The organism is Marnyiella aurantia (assembly GCF_014041915.1).
Taxonomy (GTDB): domain Bacteria; phylum Bacteroidota; class Bacteroidia; order Flavobacteriales; family Weeksellaceae; genus Marnyiella; species Marnyiella aurantia.
This window is the reverse complement of sequence record NZ_CP059472.1, coordinates 414,569-431,062: the sequence shown is the minus strand read 5'-3', so window position 1 is coordinate 431,062 and position 16,494 is coordinate 414,569. Positions and strand designations below refer to the sequence as shown.

The 16,494-nt window shown below is 43.0% G+C and carries 18 protein-coding genes; 4 read left to right on the top strand and 14 right to left on the bottom strand.

Going from position 1 to position 16,494, the window contains the following annotated elements:
* Nucleotides 1–17: 17 nt before the first annotated feature.
* From H1R16_RS01935 to rpmI, 3 genes are all read right to left on the bottom strand, one after another.
* The gene (locus tag H1R16_RS01935; protein ID WP_181885919.1) at nucleotides 18–1,202 is read right to left on the bottom strand and encodes a M28 family peptidase; all 1,185 of its coding nucleotides are present in this window, start codon (nucleotides 1,200–1,202) and stop codon (nucleotides 18–20) included.
* Nucleotides 1,203–1,279: 77 nt separating this feature from the next.
* Entirely contained in the window at nucleotides 1,280–1,624 is a 345-nt protein-coding gene (rplT, locus tag H1R16_RS01930) for a 50S ribosomal protein L20 (RefSeq protein WP_181885920.1), read from the bottom strand.
* A 117-nt stretch (nucleotides 1,625–1,741) separates the two neighbouring features.
* Nucleotides 1,742–1,939 carry a 50S ribosomal protein L35 gene (rpmI, locus tag H1R16_RS01925; RefSeq protein ID WP_034716458.1) on the bottom strand — a complete coding sequence of 66 codons (198 nt, stop codon included), beginning with the start codon at nucleotides 1,937–1,939 and terminating at the stop codon, nucleotides 1,742–1,744.
* Nucleotides 1,940–2,332: 393 nt separating this feature from the next.
* Between rpmI and H1R16_RS01920 the strand changes: the two genes are divergently transcribed.
* A complete protein-coding gene (locus H1R16_RS01920) occupies nucleotides 2,333–3,031 on the top strand; it encodes a hypothetical protein (protein WP_181885921.1) in 699 nt (232 codons plus the stop codon).
* Between the two features lie 5 nt (nucleotides 3,032–3,036).
* A complete protein-coding gene (locus tag H1R16_RS01915) occupies nucleotides 3,037–3,906 on the top strand; it encodes a hypothetical protein (RefSeq protein WP_181885922.1) in 870 nt (289 codons plus the stop codon).
* A 227-nt stretch (nucleotides 3,907–4,133) separates the two neighbouring features.
* On the opposite strand, the gene infC is transcribed toward H1R16_RS01915, so the two are convergent.
* The 8 genes from infC to H1R16_RS01875 form a co-directional block, all read right to left on the bottom strand.
* Entirely contained in the window at nucleotides 4,134–4,640 is a 507-nt protein-coding gene (infC, locus tag H1R16_RS01910; protein WP_181885923.1) for a translation initiation factor IF-3, read from the bottom strand.
* Nucleotides 4,641–4,738: 98 nt separating this feature from the next.
* Entirely contained in the window at nucleotides 4,739–6,676 is a 1,938-nt protein-coding gene (gene thrS / locus H1R16_RS01905) for a threonine--tRNA ligase (protein ID WP_181885924.1), read from the bottom strand.
* 128 nt (nucleotides 6,677–6,804) lie between these two features.
* Nucleotides 6,805–7,002: a hypothetical protein gene (locus tag H1R16_RS01900; protein WP_181885925.1), complete on the bottom strand. Its 198-nt coding sequence runs from the start codon at nucleotides 7,000–7,002 to the stop codon at nucleotides 6,805–6,807.
* Nucleotides 7,003–7,069: 67 nt separating this feature from the next.
* The gene (locus H1R16_RS01895) at nucleotides 7,070–7,684 is read right to left on the bottom strand and encodes a DUF4230 domain-containing protein (protein WP_228451030.1); all 615 of its coding nucleotides are present in this window, start codon (nucleotides 7,682–7,684) and stop codon (nucleotides 7,070–7,072) included.
* A 16-nt stretch (nucleotides 7,685–7,700) separates the two neighbouring features.
* Nucleotides 7,701–8,237, bottom strand: a complete 537-nt coding sequence (locus H1R16_RS01890) for a thioredoxin family protein (protein ID WP_181885926.1) — start codon at nucleotides 8,235–8,237, stop codon at nucleotides 7,701–7,703.
* Nucleotide 8,238: 1 nt separating this feature from the next.
* Nucleotides 8,239–8,706 (bottom strand): pyrophosphohydrolase domain-containing protein, encoded by a 468-nt coding sequence (locus H1R16_RS01885; protein ID WP_181885927.1) that lies wholly within the window; start codon nucleotides 8,704–8,706, stop codon nucleotides 8,239–8,241.
* Between the two features lie 103 nt (nucleotides 8,707–8,809).
* A complete protein-coding gene (locus tag H1R16_RS01880; RefSeq protein WP_181885928.1) occupies nucleotides 8,810–9,259 on the bottom strand; it encodes a hypothetical protein in 450 nt (149 codons plus the stop codon).
* A 189-nt stretch (nucleotides 9,260–9,448) separates the two neighbouring features.
* On the bottom strand, nucleotides 9,449–10,576 hold the full coding sequence (locus H1R16_RS01875) for an acyl-CoA dehydrogenase family protein (protein ID WP_396652431.1): 1,128 nt from the start codon (nucleotides 10,574–10,576) through the stop codon (nucleotides 9,449–9,451).
* 223 nt (nucleotides 10,577–10,799) lie between these two features.
* On the opposite strand from H1R16_RS01875, the gene H1R16_RS01870 reads away from it, so the two are divergent.
* The gene (locus H1R16_RS01870) at nucleotides 10,800–12,644 is read left to right on the top strand and encodes an endonuclease (protein WP_228451031.1); all 1,845 of its coding nucleotides are present in this window, start codon (nucleotides 10,800–10,802) and stop codon (nucleotides 12,642–12,644) included.
* A 30-nt stretch (nucleotides 12,645–12,674) separates the two neighbouring features.
* On the opposite strand, the gene H1R16_RS01865 is transcribed toward H1R16_RS01870, so the two are convergent.
* From H1R16_RS01865 to H1R16_RS01855, 3 genes are all read right to left on the bottom strand, one after another.
* A complete protein-coding gene (locus H1R16_RS01865) occupies nucleotides 12,675–14,018 on the bottom strand; it encodes an MATE family efflux transporter (protein ID WP_181885931.1) in 1,344 nt (447 codons plus the stop codon).
* A 62-nt stretch (nucleotides 14,019–14,080) separates the two neighbouring features.
* Nucleotides 14,081–15,265 (bottom strand): sigma-54-dependent transcriptional regulator, encoded by a 1,185-nt coding sequence (locus H1R16_RS01860; RefSeq protein ID WP_181885932.1) that lies wholly within the window; start codon nucleotides 15,263–15,265, stop codon nucleotides 14,081–14,083.
* A gap of 97 nt (nucleotides 15,266–15,362) precedes the next feature.
* Nucleotides 15,363–16,031 carry a YggS family pyridoxal phosphate-dependent enzyme gene (locus tag H1R16_RS01855; RefSeq protein ID WP_181885933.1) on the bottom strand — a complete coding sequence of 223 codons (669 nt, stop codon included), beginning with the start codon at nucleotides 16,029–16,031 and terminating at the stop codon, nucleotides 15,363–15,365.
* 69 nt (nucleotides 16,032–16,100) lie between these two features.
* Between H1R16_RS01855 and H1R16_RS01850 the strand changes: the two genes are divergently transcribed.
* Nucleotides 16,101–16,490: a hypothetical protein gene (locus tag H1R16_RS01850; RefSeq protein ID WP_181885934.1), complete on the top strand. Its 390-nt coding sequence runs from the start codon at nucleotides 16,101–16,103 to the stop codon at nucleotides 16,488–16,490.
* Nucleotides 16,491–16,494 lie beyond the last annotated feature (4 nt).

Genomic DNA, 16,494 nt, shown 5'->3' with positions numbered 1-16,494 from the left:
AACTCAGGATTTTTGATTTATCTTTTAATCATTATTTTTTTTGAAGAACTCTGACCGTCGGTCTGCAGTTTTCCAACATAAACTCCGGTCGGTATTCCGGAAACATCAATCTTTTTGGAATCCTGAACGCGAAGTACGGATTTGCCGCTCATATCGGTAAGCTCAAAAGTCATCTTACCGGATTCTGAACCGGACGCTTTAATTTCAAAATAATCCCTCGCCGGATTTGGGTAGACGGTCCAGTCGCTGGCTGCATGCTCTACACCCGGTTCCGATACTGAAAGTGTGGTTGAGGCTATAGCGAAATGCTGGACTGCTCCCAGGGCTGCCTTGGTTACATTGAACAGAAATACAGGATCCATATTGGCAATAATATCACCGGAGGTGTGAGGATAGGGGTTATTGTCACCATAACCTTCGTAAAGCCCGGTAATCACTTCACCGTTGTTCTGGAAAGGTATGTAATCTGAGGAGTAGGCCGGAGCAACGCCGGTGTTGGTCTGCAGCGTAGAATATAAGGCCACACAGTTTTTAAGCTGCTGGGTAACCGATGCTGAAGACGCGTTATTAGCTGCCGGTGAATTGTTGGTGTCTTGCTCACAGAAAATCGTGTTGTGCGTCTGACCAGAGGTTCCGCCCACCTGATCCAGGTTGAAAACAAGCCTGATGTTCATTTTTGGACTGGTAGCGTTCACTACATTATTCACATAATGCTGACTTCCGTACAAACCCTGCTCCTCACCGGAAAAGTGAATGAATTTTATGGAGTATTCCGTAGGAACGTCTTTCATAATACGCGCCATTTCCAGGAGAGCATTAGTACCGCTGCCGTTATCATTGGCGCCCACACCGTTTATGGTATCAAAATGAGCAATCACCAGCACGAAGGTATTGGGATAAAGCGTACCTGTTTTGGTAACCTCCAGATTTTTGGATGTAACGCTGCCGATATTGAAAGGATGTTCGATCACCTGAGAGGTGGAGTAGCCGAAGGCGGCATATTTACTTTTCAGCCAGTTCAGTGCGTTGGCATTATTGGTACTGCCTGTGGTCTTGGTTCCAAAGCTCACAAAGTCCTGAAGTCCGGAATTGATATTGCTCTGTGAAACCTGGCTTACACGTGCACCGTAGGCCGGTATAAAAGTTTGTGCCTGTGCCAGTGTAACACACAGAAATACAAATAGATACTGAAGTTTTTTCATGAAAGAAATTGTGAGGCAAAAATATAAAAAAATCCCGAACAAAGTCCGGGATCAGATATTGATAACAAAATTTTACATTATTTAATTTGATCTACAACAGCTTTGAACGCTTCAGGGTGATTCATTGCTAAATCGGCTAAAACTTTTCTGTTCAATTCGATGTTGTTTTTCTTAAGAGCTCCCATAAACTGAGAATAAGTCAGTCCGTGTTCTCTTGCACCAGCGTTAATTCTGGTAATCCAAAGTGCTCTGAAGTTTCTTTTCTTCTCTTTTCTGCCACGGTATGCATACTGCATCGCCTTTTCCACGGCATTCTTAGCTACAGTCCAAACGTTTTTTCTTCTTCCGAAGAAACCTTTGGCCAACTTCATTACTTTTTTTCTGCGGGCTCTGGAAGCCACCGCGTTTACTGATCTTGGCATAATTTAAATGTTTTTTTTTGAAAAGGGCGTCCGCCGCGGCAGATCTTAGGTGCACCGTTTCAGGGTTAAATTTTGTTGAATTTGTTAATTCTTATAAACCGCTTTGATTTATAAAAACTACTTTAACGCTAATTGGCGAAGTACGCTTTTCTTGTCCACCTCGGCCACGTAAGAAGTTTGCGTAAGATTTCTCTTTTGCTTGGTCTCTTTTTTGGTCAGAATGTGGCTTTTGTAAGCACCTTTTCTTTTAATCTTCCCGGTTCCGGTAAGCTTAAAACGCTTCTTAGCACCTGATTTAGTTTTTAATTTTGGCATTTTGCTTAATTTTATCTGTTTGTTATCAATATCTGTTTGGTCTTCATCCCGCACTTGCCTGAGCAAAGCACAGTTTTCAGACTGCAAAAGTACGACTTTCTATGCAATTACAAAGCATTTACTTAGTTTGATTCCTGATTAGAGTTCGTTTTTGGGCGTGTCGCTTCAGTCGCGCACTGCGCTGCGCTGCGTTTGCTCCTTCGCGCCGGGCTCTGCACTCATACTCCTCGTCCCGGGCGCCTGGCGGCGCCCGGGCCTGCGGGGTAACCGTTGCGATCCCTCACGCGGAGAGATTAATACATCCATAAGCTATCCGGAGGTAGTGAAACTTTGTATATTTGAATTCTAACAAACTCTGACCATCAACACATAAGCAACCGTGAAGACCTGCCAATGACCGTATTTTCCTATCATCTTGTAAAACTCCCAACTATTGCAGCAATTAAAATGCTGTTTTTTCCCATCAAGCCAGCAGATACCAAAGGGCTTATTCATGCGGAAGTAATGTCCGAAATGGTTTTAGGGTCCCGCTTGCTTTCAAAGTCAAGATTCTTTAACCGAAAAATTATAGTGTTTGCACAGTGGGAAAATGAAACCTTCCTGGATGATTTTCTCCGCTTAAATGAGAGAGGAAATCAGATTGCAGAGGGCTGGCACATTCGTTTAGAGTATCTCAGAAAATGGGGAAGCATTTCAGGATTTCAAGTACCCGATATGCAGAAAATAATTAATGAAGATAATCCCATGGTTGCGGTGACTATTGCCAGGATGAAGTACAGGCAGATTCCCAGGTTTCTGAAGTGGGGCAGACCAGTGGAAAAGCAGGTTCGGGATAATGCTAATACAACCTTATCTTTAGCTTCGATCCGGTATCCAAATCTAATTTCTACATTTTCAATTTGGAAAACGCAAAAGTATATGACGGATATGGTTAGTGGGCACAGCAACATGTCACGTCCCAAAGCACATCTACACGCAATGAAGGAGCGGGAAAGAAAAGACTTCCATTTTGAGTTTACCACAATGCGTTTCAGGCCAATATCTGAACATGGAGAATGGGATGGTCATTCATCCTATATTCCAAAGAGCTGAGACAAATGAATGTAGCATATCGTATGCAGAAATTCCAGGACTGGATTACTCAACAATGGGTGATCAGCTTCGGGCGCAGAGTTAACCCTTCGCAGAATTTATGGCTTATGGGTCCCTTTGGAGAAATAAATGGTATCGGTGAGAAATTTATTGAGCAATTGACAGAAAGAGAAAACTTAGAAATTGTAAAAGACTTCGAATCTGCGGGATTGCTGGATTCAATTAACAATTTAAATTTATCTGTACACGAGATTTCTAGCTTGTCTAAAAATGTGATTGATTTTTATGAGAACACCTCTGCATATAGATTAAAGTTCAAAGTAAAGTGGAATCCGGTTTTCAAACTATTTGGTTACTCAGTAAACCGACTCTTCAGTCAAAGAATTAACCAGTTGAATATTCCCGTAAATAGAATCCATAAGTCTGAAGATCTTACAAGTGAAATAATAAAATTGGTTTGCAGGGAAACCGGAGAATTAAAATATACGCTGTGGTTGCGTAAATTCAGGTTAACAGGGAAAATTATTTATTCAGGGATTTACAGTACGTGCAAAGTACCGTCCGGTAATACTTGTGTTAAAGCTGTTTTTCCTCTCCCAAAAGGAAATGCGACGGTAATTTTACAACCATCAGTAGGGGATAGTGGCGAACCCATTTTAAACTCATCCGGGGAGCGCTTTGGCGATGCGGGATTTTACTTTTTGCTGAATGATTCTAAGGGAAATTTCTGGAGCAAATATATACCATCATTCACAGACAAACTGACTGTAACGGAAAATAAAGGAAAGCTAAGGGCGGTACAAACTCTAAAATTATGGAATATAACCGTGTCAACTTTTGAATACGATTTGGAAAAATACCATTATGGAAGATGATGGTGAAACTGTTTAACATCCACATCAATCAGTCGCTAGAAAATTGGAAGAATAGGAAGACGATCCTATTTGAGAAATTGAAAATGTAATTAAATAGGCAGGCGAGGGTAGTAGCTTCGGTAAGTGATCCCCAAGGTTTTATAGCAAACAAAAAAAAGAGACTCCTTCAAGTCTCTTTTTTATATCTTCGATGTAAAAGCAAATTATCACATCTTAAAATTATCTAATTATTTCGCCGGCTTCTTAGGGCTCATCATCATAATCATACGCTTGCCTTCAAGTTTTGGCAGTTGGTCTACTTTGCCTACGTGTTCCAGTTCCTGGGCCAGTTTCAGCAACAAGATTTCTCCCTGATCCTTAAAGATGATAGAACGGCCTTTGAAGAAAACATAGGTTTTCAGCTTTGATCCTTCTTCCAGAAACTTCTCGGCGTGCTTTTTCTTGAATTCGTAATCGTGGTCATCTGTTTGCGGACCGAAACGGATTTCCTTAACCACCACTTTTACCTGCTTGGCTTTAAGTTCCTTGGTCTTTTTCTTCTGCTCGTAAAGGAATTTTTTATAATCCAGAATCCGCGAGATATACGGTTCTGCCTTGTCCGAAATTACAACAAGATCAAGTTCCTGTTCCTTAGCAATTTCCAGTGCTTTTGCCAGCGGATAAACCCCCGGTTCCACGTTATCGCCCACCAAACGGACTTCACGAGCCCGAATTTTTTCGTTGATCTGATGCAAATCTTCCTGCACCCTTCTTTGTGGGCCTCTACCTCGGTAATTAAATTTCTGTGCTATTGTTTTAAATTTTAAGTTATTCTTTATTCAAATATCCGGAATTACGCTCCGAACTCAGCGTTGAGTGCCGAGGCATTCTTAAAGTAAGCGGTGAACTCCTCAATGGTCATCGTCCCCAGGTCACCCTCGCCACGTCTCCTTACAGATACTGTGCCGGACTGTTCTTCATTTTCTCCTACGATAAGCATGAACGGATATTTGTTGATCTCCGCATCCCGGATCTTTTTTCCGGTCTTTTCATTACGGTCGTCAATCAAGCCGCTAATATCGTCATTTTCCAATAAATGTGAAACTTTTTTAGAATATTCTAAATATTTTTCTGAAATAGGAAGGATAATAAACTGATCCGGTGCCAGCCAAAGAGGAAAATCTCCAGCCGTATTTTCAAGCAGTATGGCAATGAAACGTTCCATGGAGCCAAAAGGTGCACGGTGAATCATTACGGGCCGGTGTTTTTCACCATCGCTGCCTATATAAGTAAGGTCGAAACGTTCCGGCAGGTTATAGTCCACCTGAATGGTTCCTAACTGCCATTTTCTGCCTAAAGCGTCCTTCACCATAAAGTCCAGTTTCGGACCATAGAAAGCGGCTTCACCGTATTCGACAATGGTGTTCAAACCTTTGTTTTTAGCGGCCGTTATTATTGCGTTCTCCGCTTTTTCCCAGTTTTCATCGCTGCCGATATATTTTTCTCTGTTCTCCGGGTCTCTAAGCGAAACCTGGGTTACAAAATCTTCGAAACCAAGGTTCCGGAAAACATACATTACAAGGTCTATCACGCCTTCAAACTCGGTCATCAGTTGGTCGGGTGTACAGAACAGGTGAGCATCATCCTGGGTAAATCCGCGCACTCTGGTAAGACCGTGAAGTTCTCCGGACTGCTCGTAACGGTACACCGTTCCGAATTCAGCAAAACGCTTTGGCAGGTCGCGGTAAGACCACTGACCTACTTTATAGATTTCGCAATGGTGAGGGCAGTTCATTGGCTTCAGCATAAACTCTTCGCCTTCATTTGGAGTTTTTATTGGCTGAAAACTGTCGGCACCGTACTTATCCCAGTGACCGGACGTCACGTAAAGTTCCTTGGAACCGATATGCGGTGAGATTACAAATTCGTAACCTGCTTTTTTCTGTGCGTCGGAAAGGAAGTTCTCCAGTTTTTTTCTGAGGGCGGCACCTTTTGGAAGCCAAAGCGGCAAACCGGCACCTACTTTGTCAGAAAAAGCAAAAATACCAAGTTCTTTTCCAAGTTTTCTGTGGTCGCGGCGCTTGGCCTCTTCCAGCCTTTCCATATATTCGGTAAGGTCCTTCTGTTTTGGGAAGGAAATTCCGTAAACTCTTGTAAGTTGCGGGTTTTTCTCATCACCTCTCCAGTAAGCTCCGGCAGCGTTCAGCACTTTTACAGCCTTCACGATTCCAGTGGACGGCAAATGTCCGCCACGGCAAAGGTCAGTGAAATTATCATGGCTGCAGAAGGTAATCTGACCGTCTTCCAGATTTGATATAAGTTCGGTTTTGTAAGGGTTGTCTGCATATTCTTTCAGCGCGTCGGCTTTGGAAACAGGATAGAGGCTGAAGGTGGAGTTCTTTTTTGCGTTCTCCAGCATTTTTTTCTCAATCTTCTCAAAATCCTTTTCACTCAGGGTTTCATCACCAAAATCAACGTCATAGTAGAAACCATTTTCAATGGCAGGACCAATGGTGAGCTTTGCGGCCGGGTAATAATCAAGTATGGCTTGGGCCAACAGGTGAGCAGAGGAGTGCCAGAAGGCTTTTTTGCCAAGATCATCATTCCAGGTAAGCAGCTGAACCGTGGCATCGGCATCTATGGTTGTTGAAACTTCAACCTGTGTACCGTTTACCACCGCGGAAATTGTGTTTCTTGCCAAACCTTCCGAAATAGATTTTGCCACCTCGAGCGGTGTTACCGCATTCTCAAATTCTCTGATGCTTCCGTCCGGAAGAGTGATCTTTACCATATACTTTAGACAAAATTAAGATGCAAAAATACGAAAATCCGCATCAACTGCACAGCAGCACGCGGATAAATTCCGTCCTGAAATATGGGCTCTAAAACTGCATATTACGTGACCAAAAAAAGCGGAAATCAATTTCCGCTGTGTTCATCATTATTGTGGGTTTTCCCGTCTTTATGTGTTTTTGAGGTCTCCCGTACTTCCTTTTTCATACTGCCGCCGCTTTTTACTTTTTCGGATGAAGCAGGCACGTTTTGATAATCCTGGTTTTCCTTCTTTACGTCTGATTTTCCGTCTTTGGATCCGCCAACATTTTTTTCTTTTTCCATGGTAGTAAATTTATTGATCAGAAGTCTGAAAATTCAGTGCCAATCTATCTGCGATTGCAAATTTTCATTATAATTTAGACAGGTCCGAAAGGTCCAGCGTTCGGGTTTCATCTTCAATGGTGTAGTCCAAAGCCTTTGCGAGTACAAAAATACTGTTCAGATTATCCATCAGCTGCTTCCGGCCTTCGCTGCGCAGCCTGTTTTGGTCTACGCGCTTGTAAGCATCATCTTTAGCGGCTTTTGTAACCTTTTTGATTTGCACATCATCAATCCTGTTGAAGAAGGAATCGTCCATAGACTGTATTTCCACTACAGGGGTAATCCGGATATCGGCCGGCGGAATTTCCTTAATGATCAGCTTCCTGTTCACAGAATCCACTTCCATCACCAGTTTGTTCAAATTATAGGAAACCTGGGCATTGGTCTTGGTAAATGCCATTATCTCATTCTCGGACATTTTTCTGCCAAAGACTTCAAAGGCCACCTTGGTTTTCTGCATTGTTGAGAAATCCTGCTCCATGACTACCATTTTATTCATTTTGGTAATCTGGTTTTTCAGAATGTAATAATCGTTACGTGTTTTTTCCTCCACTACTTTGGTGCAGCGACGGAACATGAGAAAAATGATCAGCATGGCGGCAGCGCCAATCAGGATTCCTTTTATGACATTTGTATTCTTCAATATATAAATCTGTTACCTATTTACCTTTCAAAATCTGCAGCAGGTCACGTTCAAGATAACCGGATAACGGGGATTCTGTAATTCGACCCAGCTCCTGAGCATCTTTGCTGAGGATAACTGTGGGTACCTTCTCCACTTTGAAGATGGCATGTTCGCCGCCCGGAGTCTGTTTCTTTCTGTCGGTCGCAATGATTGTCAGTTTTTCTACCGGAAAGTTAATCTCATTCAGGATTTTAATGAGCCGTGGAAATTCGCGGTGACTGTCGGAGCACCAGGTACCTACAAAAACGGTCATGTTTATATTGTTCCAGTTATGATTCCGCAGTTCAGCAATGGATTTACTGTCCAAGGCATATTCAAGATATTCTTTGCCGAACCAGTCATTATAAGGTGCGTTATCGAACTGGGTCAGCATTTGGGGACCAAGAAGCATCTTACCGTCGCCTTCGGTTACGGTTTCCACATTTAGTTTGGCCTCCGTCTGGGCTTTACATGCCTGGAAATTCAGGAAAAGCGCACCTGTTATAAGAATGGAGGTAATTATTCTGTTCATTTTAATTTTCTAAGATTGTTTTAAGGTCTGCGGGAGAGTAGTGTACACTTTTCAGCACTTTATTGTCCGATTTACGGTGTACGTTGAATTTATCACCGGATTTTTCATAAAAGCTTTCTTCTCCTTTGTCTTTGTAATACTTTACGGTTTCCAATGCCTGTTCTTCATCTGCACAAGCCTTGGACATATTTGAGCGCTGCACCTCGGCAAAAAGCTCCGGAAATTTCTCTCCCAAACCAAATTCCAAAACCGCGCCACTAAGTACATATTGCAGATCGCAAAGTGCATCGGCAATCTCAACCAAATCATTATCTTCAATAGCCTGCTTCAGTTCGTTGAGTTCCTCCTGCAGTAAGGCGACGCGCAAATCACATCTTTCCCTGGGCGGTATCTGTGGCCTGTCCAGCACAGGTGCATTAAATGTATTGTGAAACTCAGCTACCATATTCAGACTGTCAATTTTTTCCATTCAGTAAAATTTTGCCAAAGGTAAAGATTCTGTTCAGGTACCTGAAATAATTTGACTGCCTTTTAGGATTTCTGTTTTGGCCGGAATAAAAATGATTAAGGTTTCATTCACAGAGTTGCATTGGAAAAACCCGTCCGTCAGTATTATACATTGTTCCCGTGTAACAGCCGTCCTGACCGGATTCCAGAACACATTTCGCGCTCAGAACACCTTTGGTGTATTCATTAAGGTGTAATTCATTTTGGTTTAGTGTCCCTCTGAGGTCATAGATTTTTTGCGGTCGAGCATTATAATAGTATGAGCCGGCTACCGAACTATTATTAAATGTTAATGTAAATACCGCCTGCATTTTACCCACCGTGCCGTTCAGGATTTTTTCGACCTTCTGCGCGCGGAGGGCAACAGCGGATTTTACTTCCTCTCTATTGCCTTCAGCCGATAAATTTCCGGTTTTAAGTGCGTATATCAGGCCACCGACAGCAGTGATAAGTGTGGCAACTGCAGTAATTGTGGCTGCTAATGAGGGTTTGCCGGAAATATTTTCAGTCGCCATGGCATTTGCTTTTAAGATATAAATGTAATAAATATTTGAAATTTAAAATCATCCCTTATTTTTAAAATTTCAGACATTATTTTCAAGCAGAATTTGTGAGCCAGAAACATTCACTTTCCGCATTATTTCCAATAGTATCCAACAAAAAAAGCACCTCTGCGAGGTGCCTGAATAAATTGTTTGCTGTGTTTATTTGGATATTTCTCTGCCGATCACCAGTTTCTGGATTTCGGAAGTTCCTTCGCCAATAGTACAAAGTTTTGAATCTCTGTAGTATTTTTCTGCAGGGAAATCCTTTGTATAACCGTAGCCGCCAAAGATCTGTACCGCGTTATTGGCAATACGTACACATGCTTCAGAAGCGTAAAGTTTTGCCATCGCCCCTTCCTTAGTCATCGGTTTCTTTGCGTTTTTAAGGTTGGAAGCACGCTGGATAAGAAGTTCTGCCGCGTCAATTTCTGTAGCCATATCAGCAAGCATGAAATTGATAGACTGAAAACTGTTGATCGGCTTACCGAACTGATGTCTTTCCAATGAATATTTAAGGGCTGCTTTGTAAGCACCGCGCGCTATACCAAGGCTTAATGCTGCGATGGAGATACGTCCGCCATCCAGGATTTTCATTGCCTGCTTGAAGCCTGAACCAACTTCGCCAAGACGGTTAGCATCCGGTACACGAACGCTGTCAAAGATGAGTTCCGCGGTTTCAGACGCTCTCATGCCCAGTTTGTTTTCTTTCTTTCCTGAAGTGAATCCAGCCATTCCTTTTTCCAGGACAAATGCCGTAGAATTGTTTTTGGCTCCTTTTTCACCTGTGCGGGTCATTACTACTGCAATGTCACCGGAGATTGCGTGGGTGATGAAGTTTTTAGCTCCGCTGATGATCCAGTCGTCACCGTCTTTTACCGCAGTTGTGCTCATTCCACCGGAGTCTGATCCTGTATTGTGTTCGGTAAGACCCCAGGCGCCGATAACCTGACCTGAAGCCAGTTTTGGAAGCCACTTGTGGCGTTGCTCTTCCGTCCCGAATTCGTAAATATGATTGGTGCATAAAGAATTGTGAGCCGCAACGGAAAGGCCGATAGATGGGTCAACCTGAGATATTTCGTCCAGTATAGTTACATATTCATGATAGCCAAGACCGGAACCGCCGTACTCCTCGGGAATTACGATACCCATGAATCCCATTTCACCAAGCTGGTGAAAAAGTTCGACAGGGAATGTCTGACTTTCGTCCCATTCCATGATATTTGGTCTAATATTTTTTTCAGCAAAATCTCTTGCAGTTTCTGCTACCATTTTGATGTTGTCTTGCATCTGGATATCCATAAAATTGTTTTGTCGCCAAATATACTTAAAATGTAGCCGAATCGGAAAAAATATTTAGCGTTTATCCGGTATTAGGCTGTAGCCAGGCTTTAAAGATCAGATGTGGGCGCATATGCTGACGACAGTTTCAGATTTTCACCTCCATATATTTGAAATTCTTACTTTTACACTTTAAATCCAGATGAATAAACTTGCCTTTTTAACCAGTTTTATGCCAGCTGTACTTTTCTCACAGGTGCCGCCAGGTTACTATAACGGAACTGCTGCGCTGTCGGGTTATGCACTCAAGACCAAACTGCACGAAATCATCGCCAGAAATTATAACTGGAATTATGGTGATTTGCCAGCCTACTACGGTCTTACCGACCTGGACCGTTATGATGATCATGACATCACAAATACCGATATATTACTTGATATTTATTCTGAAGTTCCCGGTGGCCCGGATGTCTATGAATATACTGTAAGCCAGCTGATCGGTTCAGCATCAGCCGAAGGGAATGGCTACAACCGGGAGCATATTATTCCGCAAAGTACATTCGACAGTTATTATCCTATGTATTCAGATTTACATTTCGTGGTTCCTACGGATGCCCGCATTAACCAGTTGAGGAGTAACTATCCGCACGCCATAGGAGGAGGTACAACTTTCTACACCTTTACAAATTCATCAAAGATTCAGAATGATAATACGCCGGCCTATGCCTACACGGGTAGGGTATATGAGCTTGTGGACGCTTATAAAGGTGATGTGGCCCGCATGATACTGTACTTTTCTGTAAGATATGAATCGAAGTTAAAGTCATTTAATTATGCTACCGGTTCGGGACCGGCAAATGATACCAGCGTATTAAACGGTACTGCAGAATACGCATTTGATCCCGGTTATCTTGAGATGCTGAAACAATGGCACAATAATGACCCGGTTTCTACGCGGGAAATAGAGCGGAACGAGGCAGTTTACAGTATCCAGAAAAACAGAAATCCCTTTATTGACCAGCCCGGCTGGGTAGATTTAATTTGGTCTGAGACTCCGGACAGTATTCCGCCACAAGCACCGTCCAACCTTACGGTGACAGGCACAGGAGCACATTTTGTGAGTTTGAGCTGGACTCCGGGTCCCGACACAGATGTTTTAGGCTATCATGTATATGTAAACGGGAATCCCGTCCCCACAACAAGTACCAAATCCACCACTGTTACACTTGACCGACTGACTGCTGAAACGACATATTCTTTTACTGTTAAGTCATATGATAAGGCTTACCTGGAATCGCCACACACCAATCAGATTTCTGCCACTACACTATACAGCGATTCTTTTGCCAAAGACCTGATGATCACCAAGTTTATTGACGGCAGCGGATTTAATAATGCGGTAGAAATTACCAATAACACCGGTCACGAAGTGAACCTTAACAATTATAATTTAAGAATCCAGTTTTATAATTCTGTAAACGGTAACTACTATTTTTCTGAAGCGTTTCAGCTGGAAGGAAAGGCTGCGGCGGGGGAAACGTTCGTTGTCCGTAATCCACGGGCGACCTTCAACTGCTACAGCAATGAACAGGCTAAATTTGTCACTGCTTCAGATCCCTTAACATATACTGGGACGCAGTATGTGGAGTTGGCATACAATGGTAACGCGACGGTTGATGCGATTGGTTCCAAAGATGTCTTTAACAGTTTGGGAGATGTATCACTGTACAGGCAATACACAACTCAGCCGAATACCGTTTTCACACCGTCAGAATGGCAAAGCTATCCTACGGATTACTGTCAGAACCTGGGGACATTGGCGGCTTCTGAGGAAGGCTATACTACGGCCGGGCAAGATATTGTTATTTACCCAAACCCTGTAGCCGATGTGCTGTATTTCGCAGGGCAGGATATAAATAATGCGTCAGAAGCACAAATTTTGGATTTTTCCGGTAAGCTTTTACAGACCGTAACACTTACCGCAAACAAGGTTAGAAGAATTGACGTCACATTCCTTCAACCGGGTGTCTATATTCTGAAGCTGGGTGACCAATCTTTCCGGTTTATCAAGAGGTAGGAAGCTGGCTTAAGGAGGCAGCCTGCTGTCTTATTTTTTAGCCGACAGTCTGTTGAACCTTACTACAAGCATCACTGCCGAAATGGTGAGTCCAAGACCCAGGGCAATCCACATTCCGAACGCACCCATTTCCAACGTTATGCAAAGGAAATATCCGAGAGGGATGGTGATAATCCAGTAGGCAATAAATGTAAGTATGCTTGGGATCTTAACATCCTGAATACCCCGAAGTATTCCAAGCGCTGTTACCTGTACTCCGTCTGAAAGTTGAAATAAGGCGGCAATAATTAACAGTTGGGACGCAAGCAGGATAACTTCTACATCTTCTTTCCTGGTAAAAAATGTTGGCAGAATTTCCCTGCCGAAAATAAAGAACAGACCGCACACCGTCATAAAAATAAAGGACAGCTTAAGGTTGTTAATACCCAGCCGGCGCAGTTCTACAAAGTTCTTTTCTCCCATTTTGCGGCCTACCATAACCGTGGAGGCCACACTGAAACCGATACATAAGTTAAATGTAAAGGAGGCCATACTTAATGCGATCTGATGTGAGGCTATATCGCGGGCACTCACCAGACCGCAGATAAATGCAGCTCCGGCAAATGCGGTTACTTCAAAAAACATCTGCAATGCAGTAGGTAAACCCAGTTTCAGCATTCGGCTGAACATTTTAATCCGCAATTCATTTATCTTAAGCGTAAATGCTGTGATATAGCGTCGGGTGGTCTCATGCCTGCGCAAGATGAAATAAAGCATAACCAACATAAAGATCCTGGCAACAAGTGTGGCAATGGCCGAACCTTTTACTCCCATAGGCGGGAAGCCGAACATGCCTTTTATCAAAATGTAGTTAAGGCCAATATTTACAATATTGGCAATAATTGTTGCGACTGTAACACCCACGGTATACCCTAAGCCTTCGGATACTTCTCTCAGGGTTTGAAATGCCATAAACGGCAATACGCTAAGTGCCATCATGAATAAGTAATCCTGGGTGTCGGGTATGATTTCAGGAGGCTGATTCAGGTAAGGAAGAATGGGGATAAAGCCCAGTAATAAAAGCATTAACAGTATTCCTACGCATAGATTCAACACAAAACCGTGACGGAATACGGAGTTGATCCGCTGGTGTTTTTTTTGGGCATGTGCCTCAGATATAAGCGGTGGAATTGCAAATGAGATTCCCAGTCCAAAAACAAATACGGAAAAGAATACGGCATTGCCCAGTGAAACAGCGGCAAGTGCCTTGGCACCGAGCAGGTTGCCCACAATTATATTGTCAAAAAGCTGTACCGAAACCTGCCCAAGCTGAGTGAGCATTACCGGTACTGCAAGTATAAGCGCTTCTTTGGTGTATTTTCGGTTAAGGAGCATTAAAAAAAGTTTGCAGTAAAATTACTGCAAACTATGATTATAACGTTGTGTGTAATTGAAAATTATTTTCGTACGAATGCGGCTACATCTTCTGCCGTTACTGTATTGCCGCCCAGGATAATAAGTCGCTCTACAATATTACGAAGCTCACGGATGTTCCCGGTCCAGGAGAAGCTTTCAAGACTTTTCAGTGCACCTTCTTCAAAGAATTTTGGAGCAGTTCCCTGTTCATCGGCCAGCGCTTTGGCAAAATAATCAACCAAAAGTTTGATATCTTCTTTTCTGTCGTCCAATGGCGGAACATAAATTTCTATAACTGAGAGACGATGATAAAGGTCTTCCCTGAATCTGCCTGCTTCAATTTCTTTCTGCATGTTTTTGTTTGTAGCAGCAAGGACACGGACGTCTACTTTAATTTCCTTGTCGCTACCTACTGGTGAAACCTTGCTCTCCTGGAGCGCGCGAAGGACTTTAGCCTGCGCGATAAGACTCATATCGCCAATTTCATCCAGAAATATGGTTCCGTTGTGAGCAAGTTCAAATTTCCCCTGCTTATCTTTTATAGCACCGGTAAAAGATCCTTTTACATGTCCGAAAAGTTCACTCTCAATCAGTTCAGACGGAATGGCGGCGCAGTTTACCTCCACCATGGGTCCGCGGCTTCTTTCGCTTTGTGAATGTATGGCGTGAGCAACCAGTTCCTTTCCTGCACCATTGGGACCGGTAATCAGGACCCTTGCGTCGGATGAAGCCACTTTCGCAATCATGTCGTGTATTTTCTTCAGGGCAGGGCTTTCACCAATCATCTGGTATTTCTTGCTCACCTTTTTCTTAAGCGTTGAATTTTCCTTCTGCAGCGTTTTATTCTCTTTTGCGAGTTTTTCCTTGTTCAGGGCGTTTTTAACACTTGTAATAAGACGGTTGATGTCAATTGGCTTCGAGATAAAATCATATGCACCTTCCTTAAGGCAATCCACAGCGGTATCAATATCCGCATGACCCGAAATCATAACAAACGTGGACTCAGGTTTTACCTGCAGGGCTTGCTTCAGCAATTCTGTACCAGAAACCTTGGGCATCTTAATATCTGAAATGATAAGGTCAAAATCCTCTTTCTCAATATATTTAAAGCCTTCAAGCCCGTCGGCGGCTATAATAAATTCATGTGTTGGTAATTCGTCTGAAAGAATACTTTGAAGCACACTTGAAATAGCGGTTTCATCTTCTACGATAAGGATTTTCTGCATAAGAGCTAGATTGAATTATTTTAATGTTAAGTTTGGATGTGTAACAAAAACCGTTCCTATTGGGTAAGGAGCTTCCTGTGAATATTTTCCAGTGTGATTAGTTGCTGTAATCCCGATCGCCACATATGGCAGAACCCACACGCACGGAATTGGAGCCGCATTCTATGGCCAGCCTGTAATCGCTGCTCATACCCATTGAAAGAGTCTGCAGTGGATGCCGAACTGACAGTTGATCGAAAAGTTGTTTCAGGGTGCTGAATTCCCTTCTGATAACGGACTGATTGTCGGTAAAGGTAGCCATCCCCATCAGGCCGCAAATTTCCACGTTCGGAAAATGCCCTTGCGTCCATTTCTGGAAAAGTTCTTTGGCTTCAGAAATTTCCAGTCCAAATTTAGTGTCTTCGGAGGCAATCCGTACCTGTAGCAGAACATTGATTTTCCTGTCATTCTTTTCTGCCTGCCTGTCTATTTCCTGCAGAAGTTTTTCACTGTCCACACTTTCAATCAGATGGATGAAGCCTGCAATCTGCTTTACTTTGTTGGTTTGAAGATGTCCAATGAGGTGCCATTGAATATCTGCCGGCAACACCTCTTGTTTAGAAATCAATTCCTGCACCTTGTTTTCACCGAAGCTGCGGTGTCCGAATGAATATAGTTCCTGTAAGGTTTCCGCGGGATGGGTCTTTGTAACTACAATAAGTTTGACTTCCGGAGGTAATTGTGTCCGAAAAAAGGTATATCGGTCACGAATTGAGGCAGAATTCATAAAAAAGGTGTTTTTCCTGTTTTGTAAACCTCAAATATACCATAAATTTGTTTGAACACTAAAACACAAATGATGGGTAATTTACAGGATCACCTCCTCACACTGCAGGAGGAACATCAACTTGTTGCGACATACAAGGAAAATAATTATGCGCTGATTAATGCTGAACGGCCTGAAGATGCACCGGACACCCTGGAATGCAGTTTTGAACTGAGTGTTGTGCAGAGTTTTCTGGACTATGTAAAATCTCATGCGGAGCATCAGGGAATTTCCGACGTGAGGATCACGGTTTGTTTTGGTCAGTACCCGGTGAGTAATTTCAGCTCCCGCCTCAATACAAAGTATAATGGTCAGCAGACAGTCTTTCTGCGCGGTGACGACGGCTCGCAGCCCAACTGGACCCGAATTGAAGGCATAGACGCCCTGGATTACTCAAACATTTGCCCACCAAATTTCTAGCTAC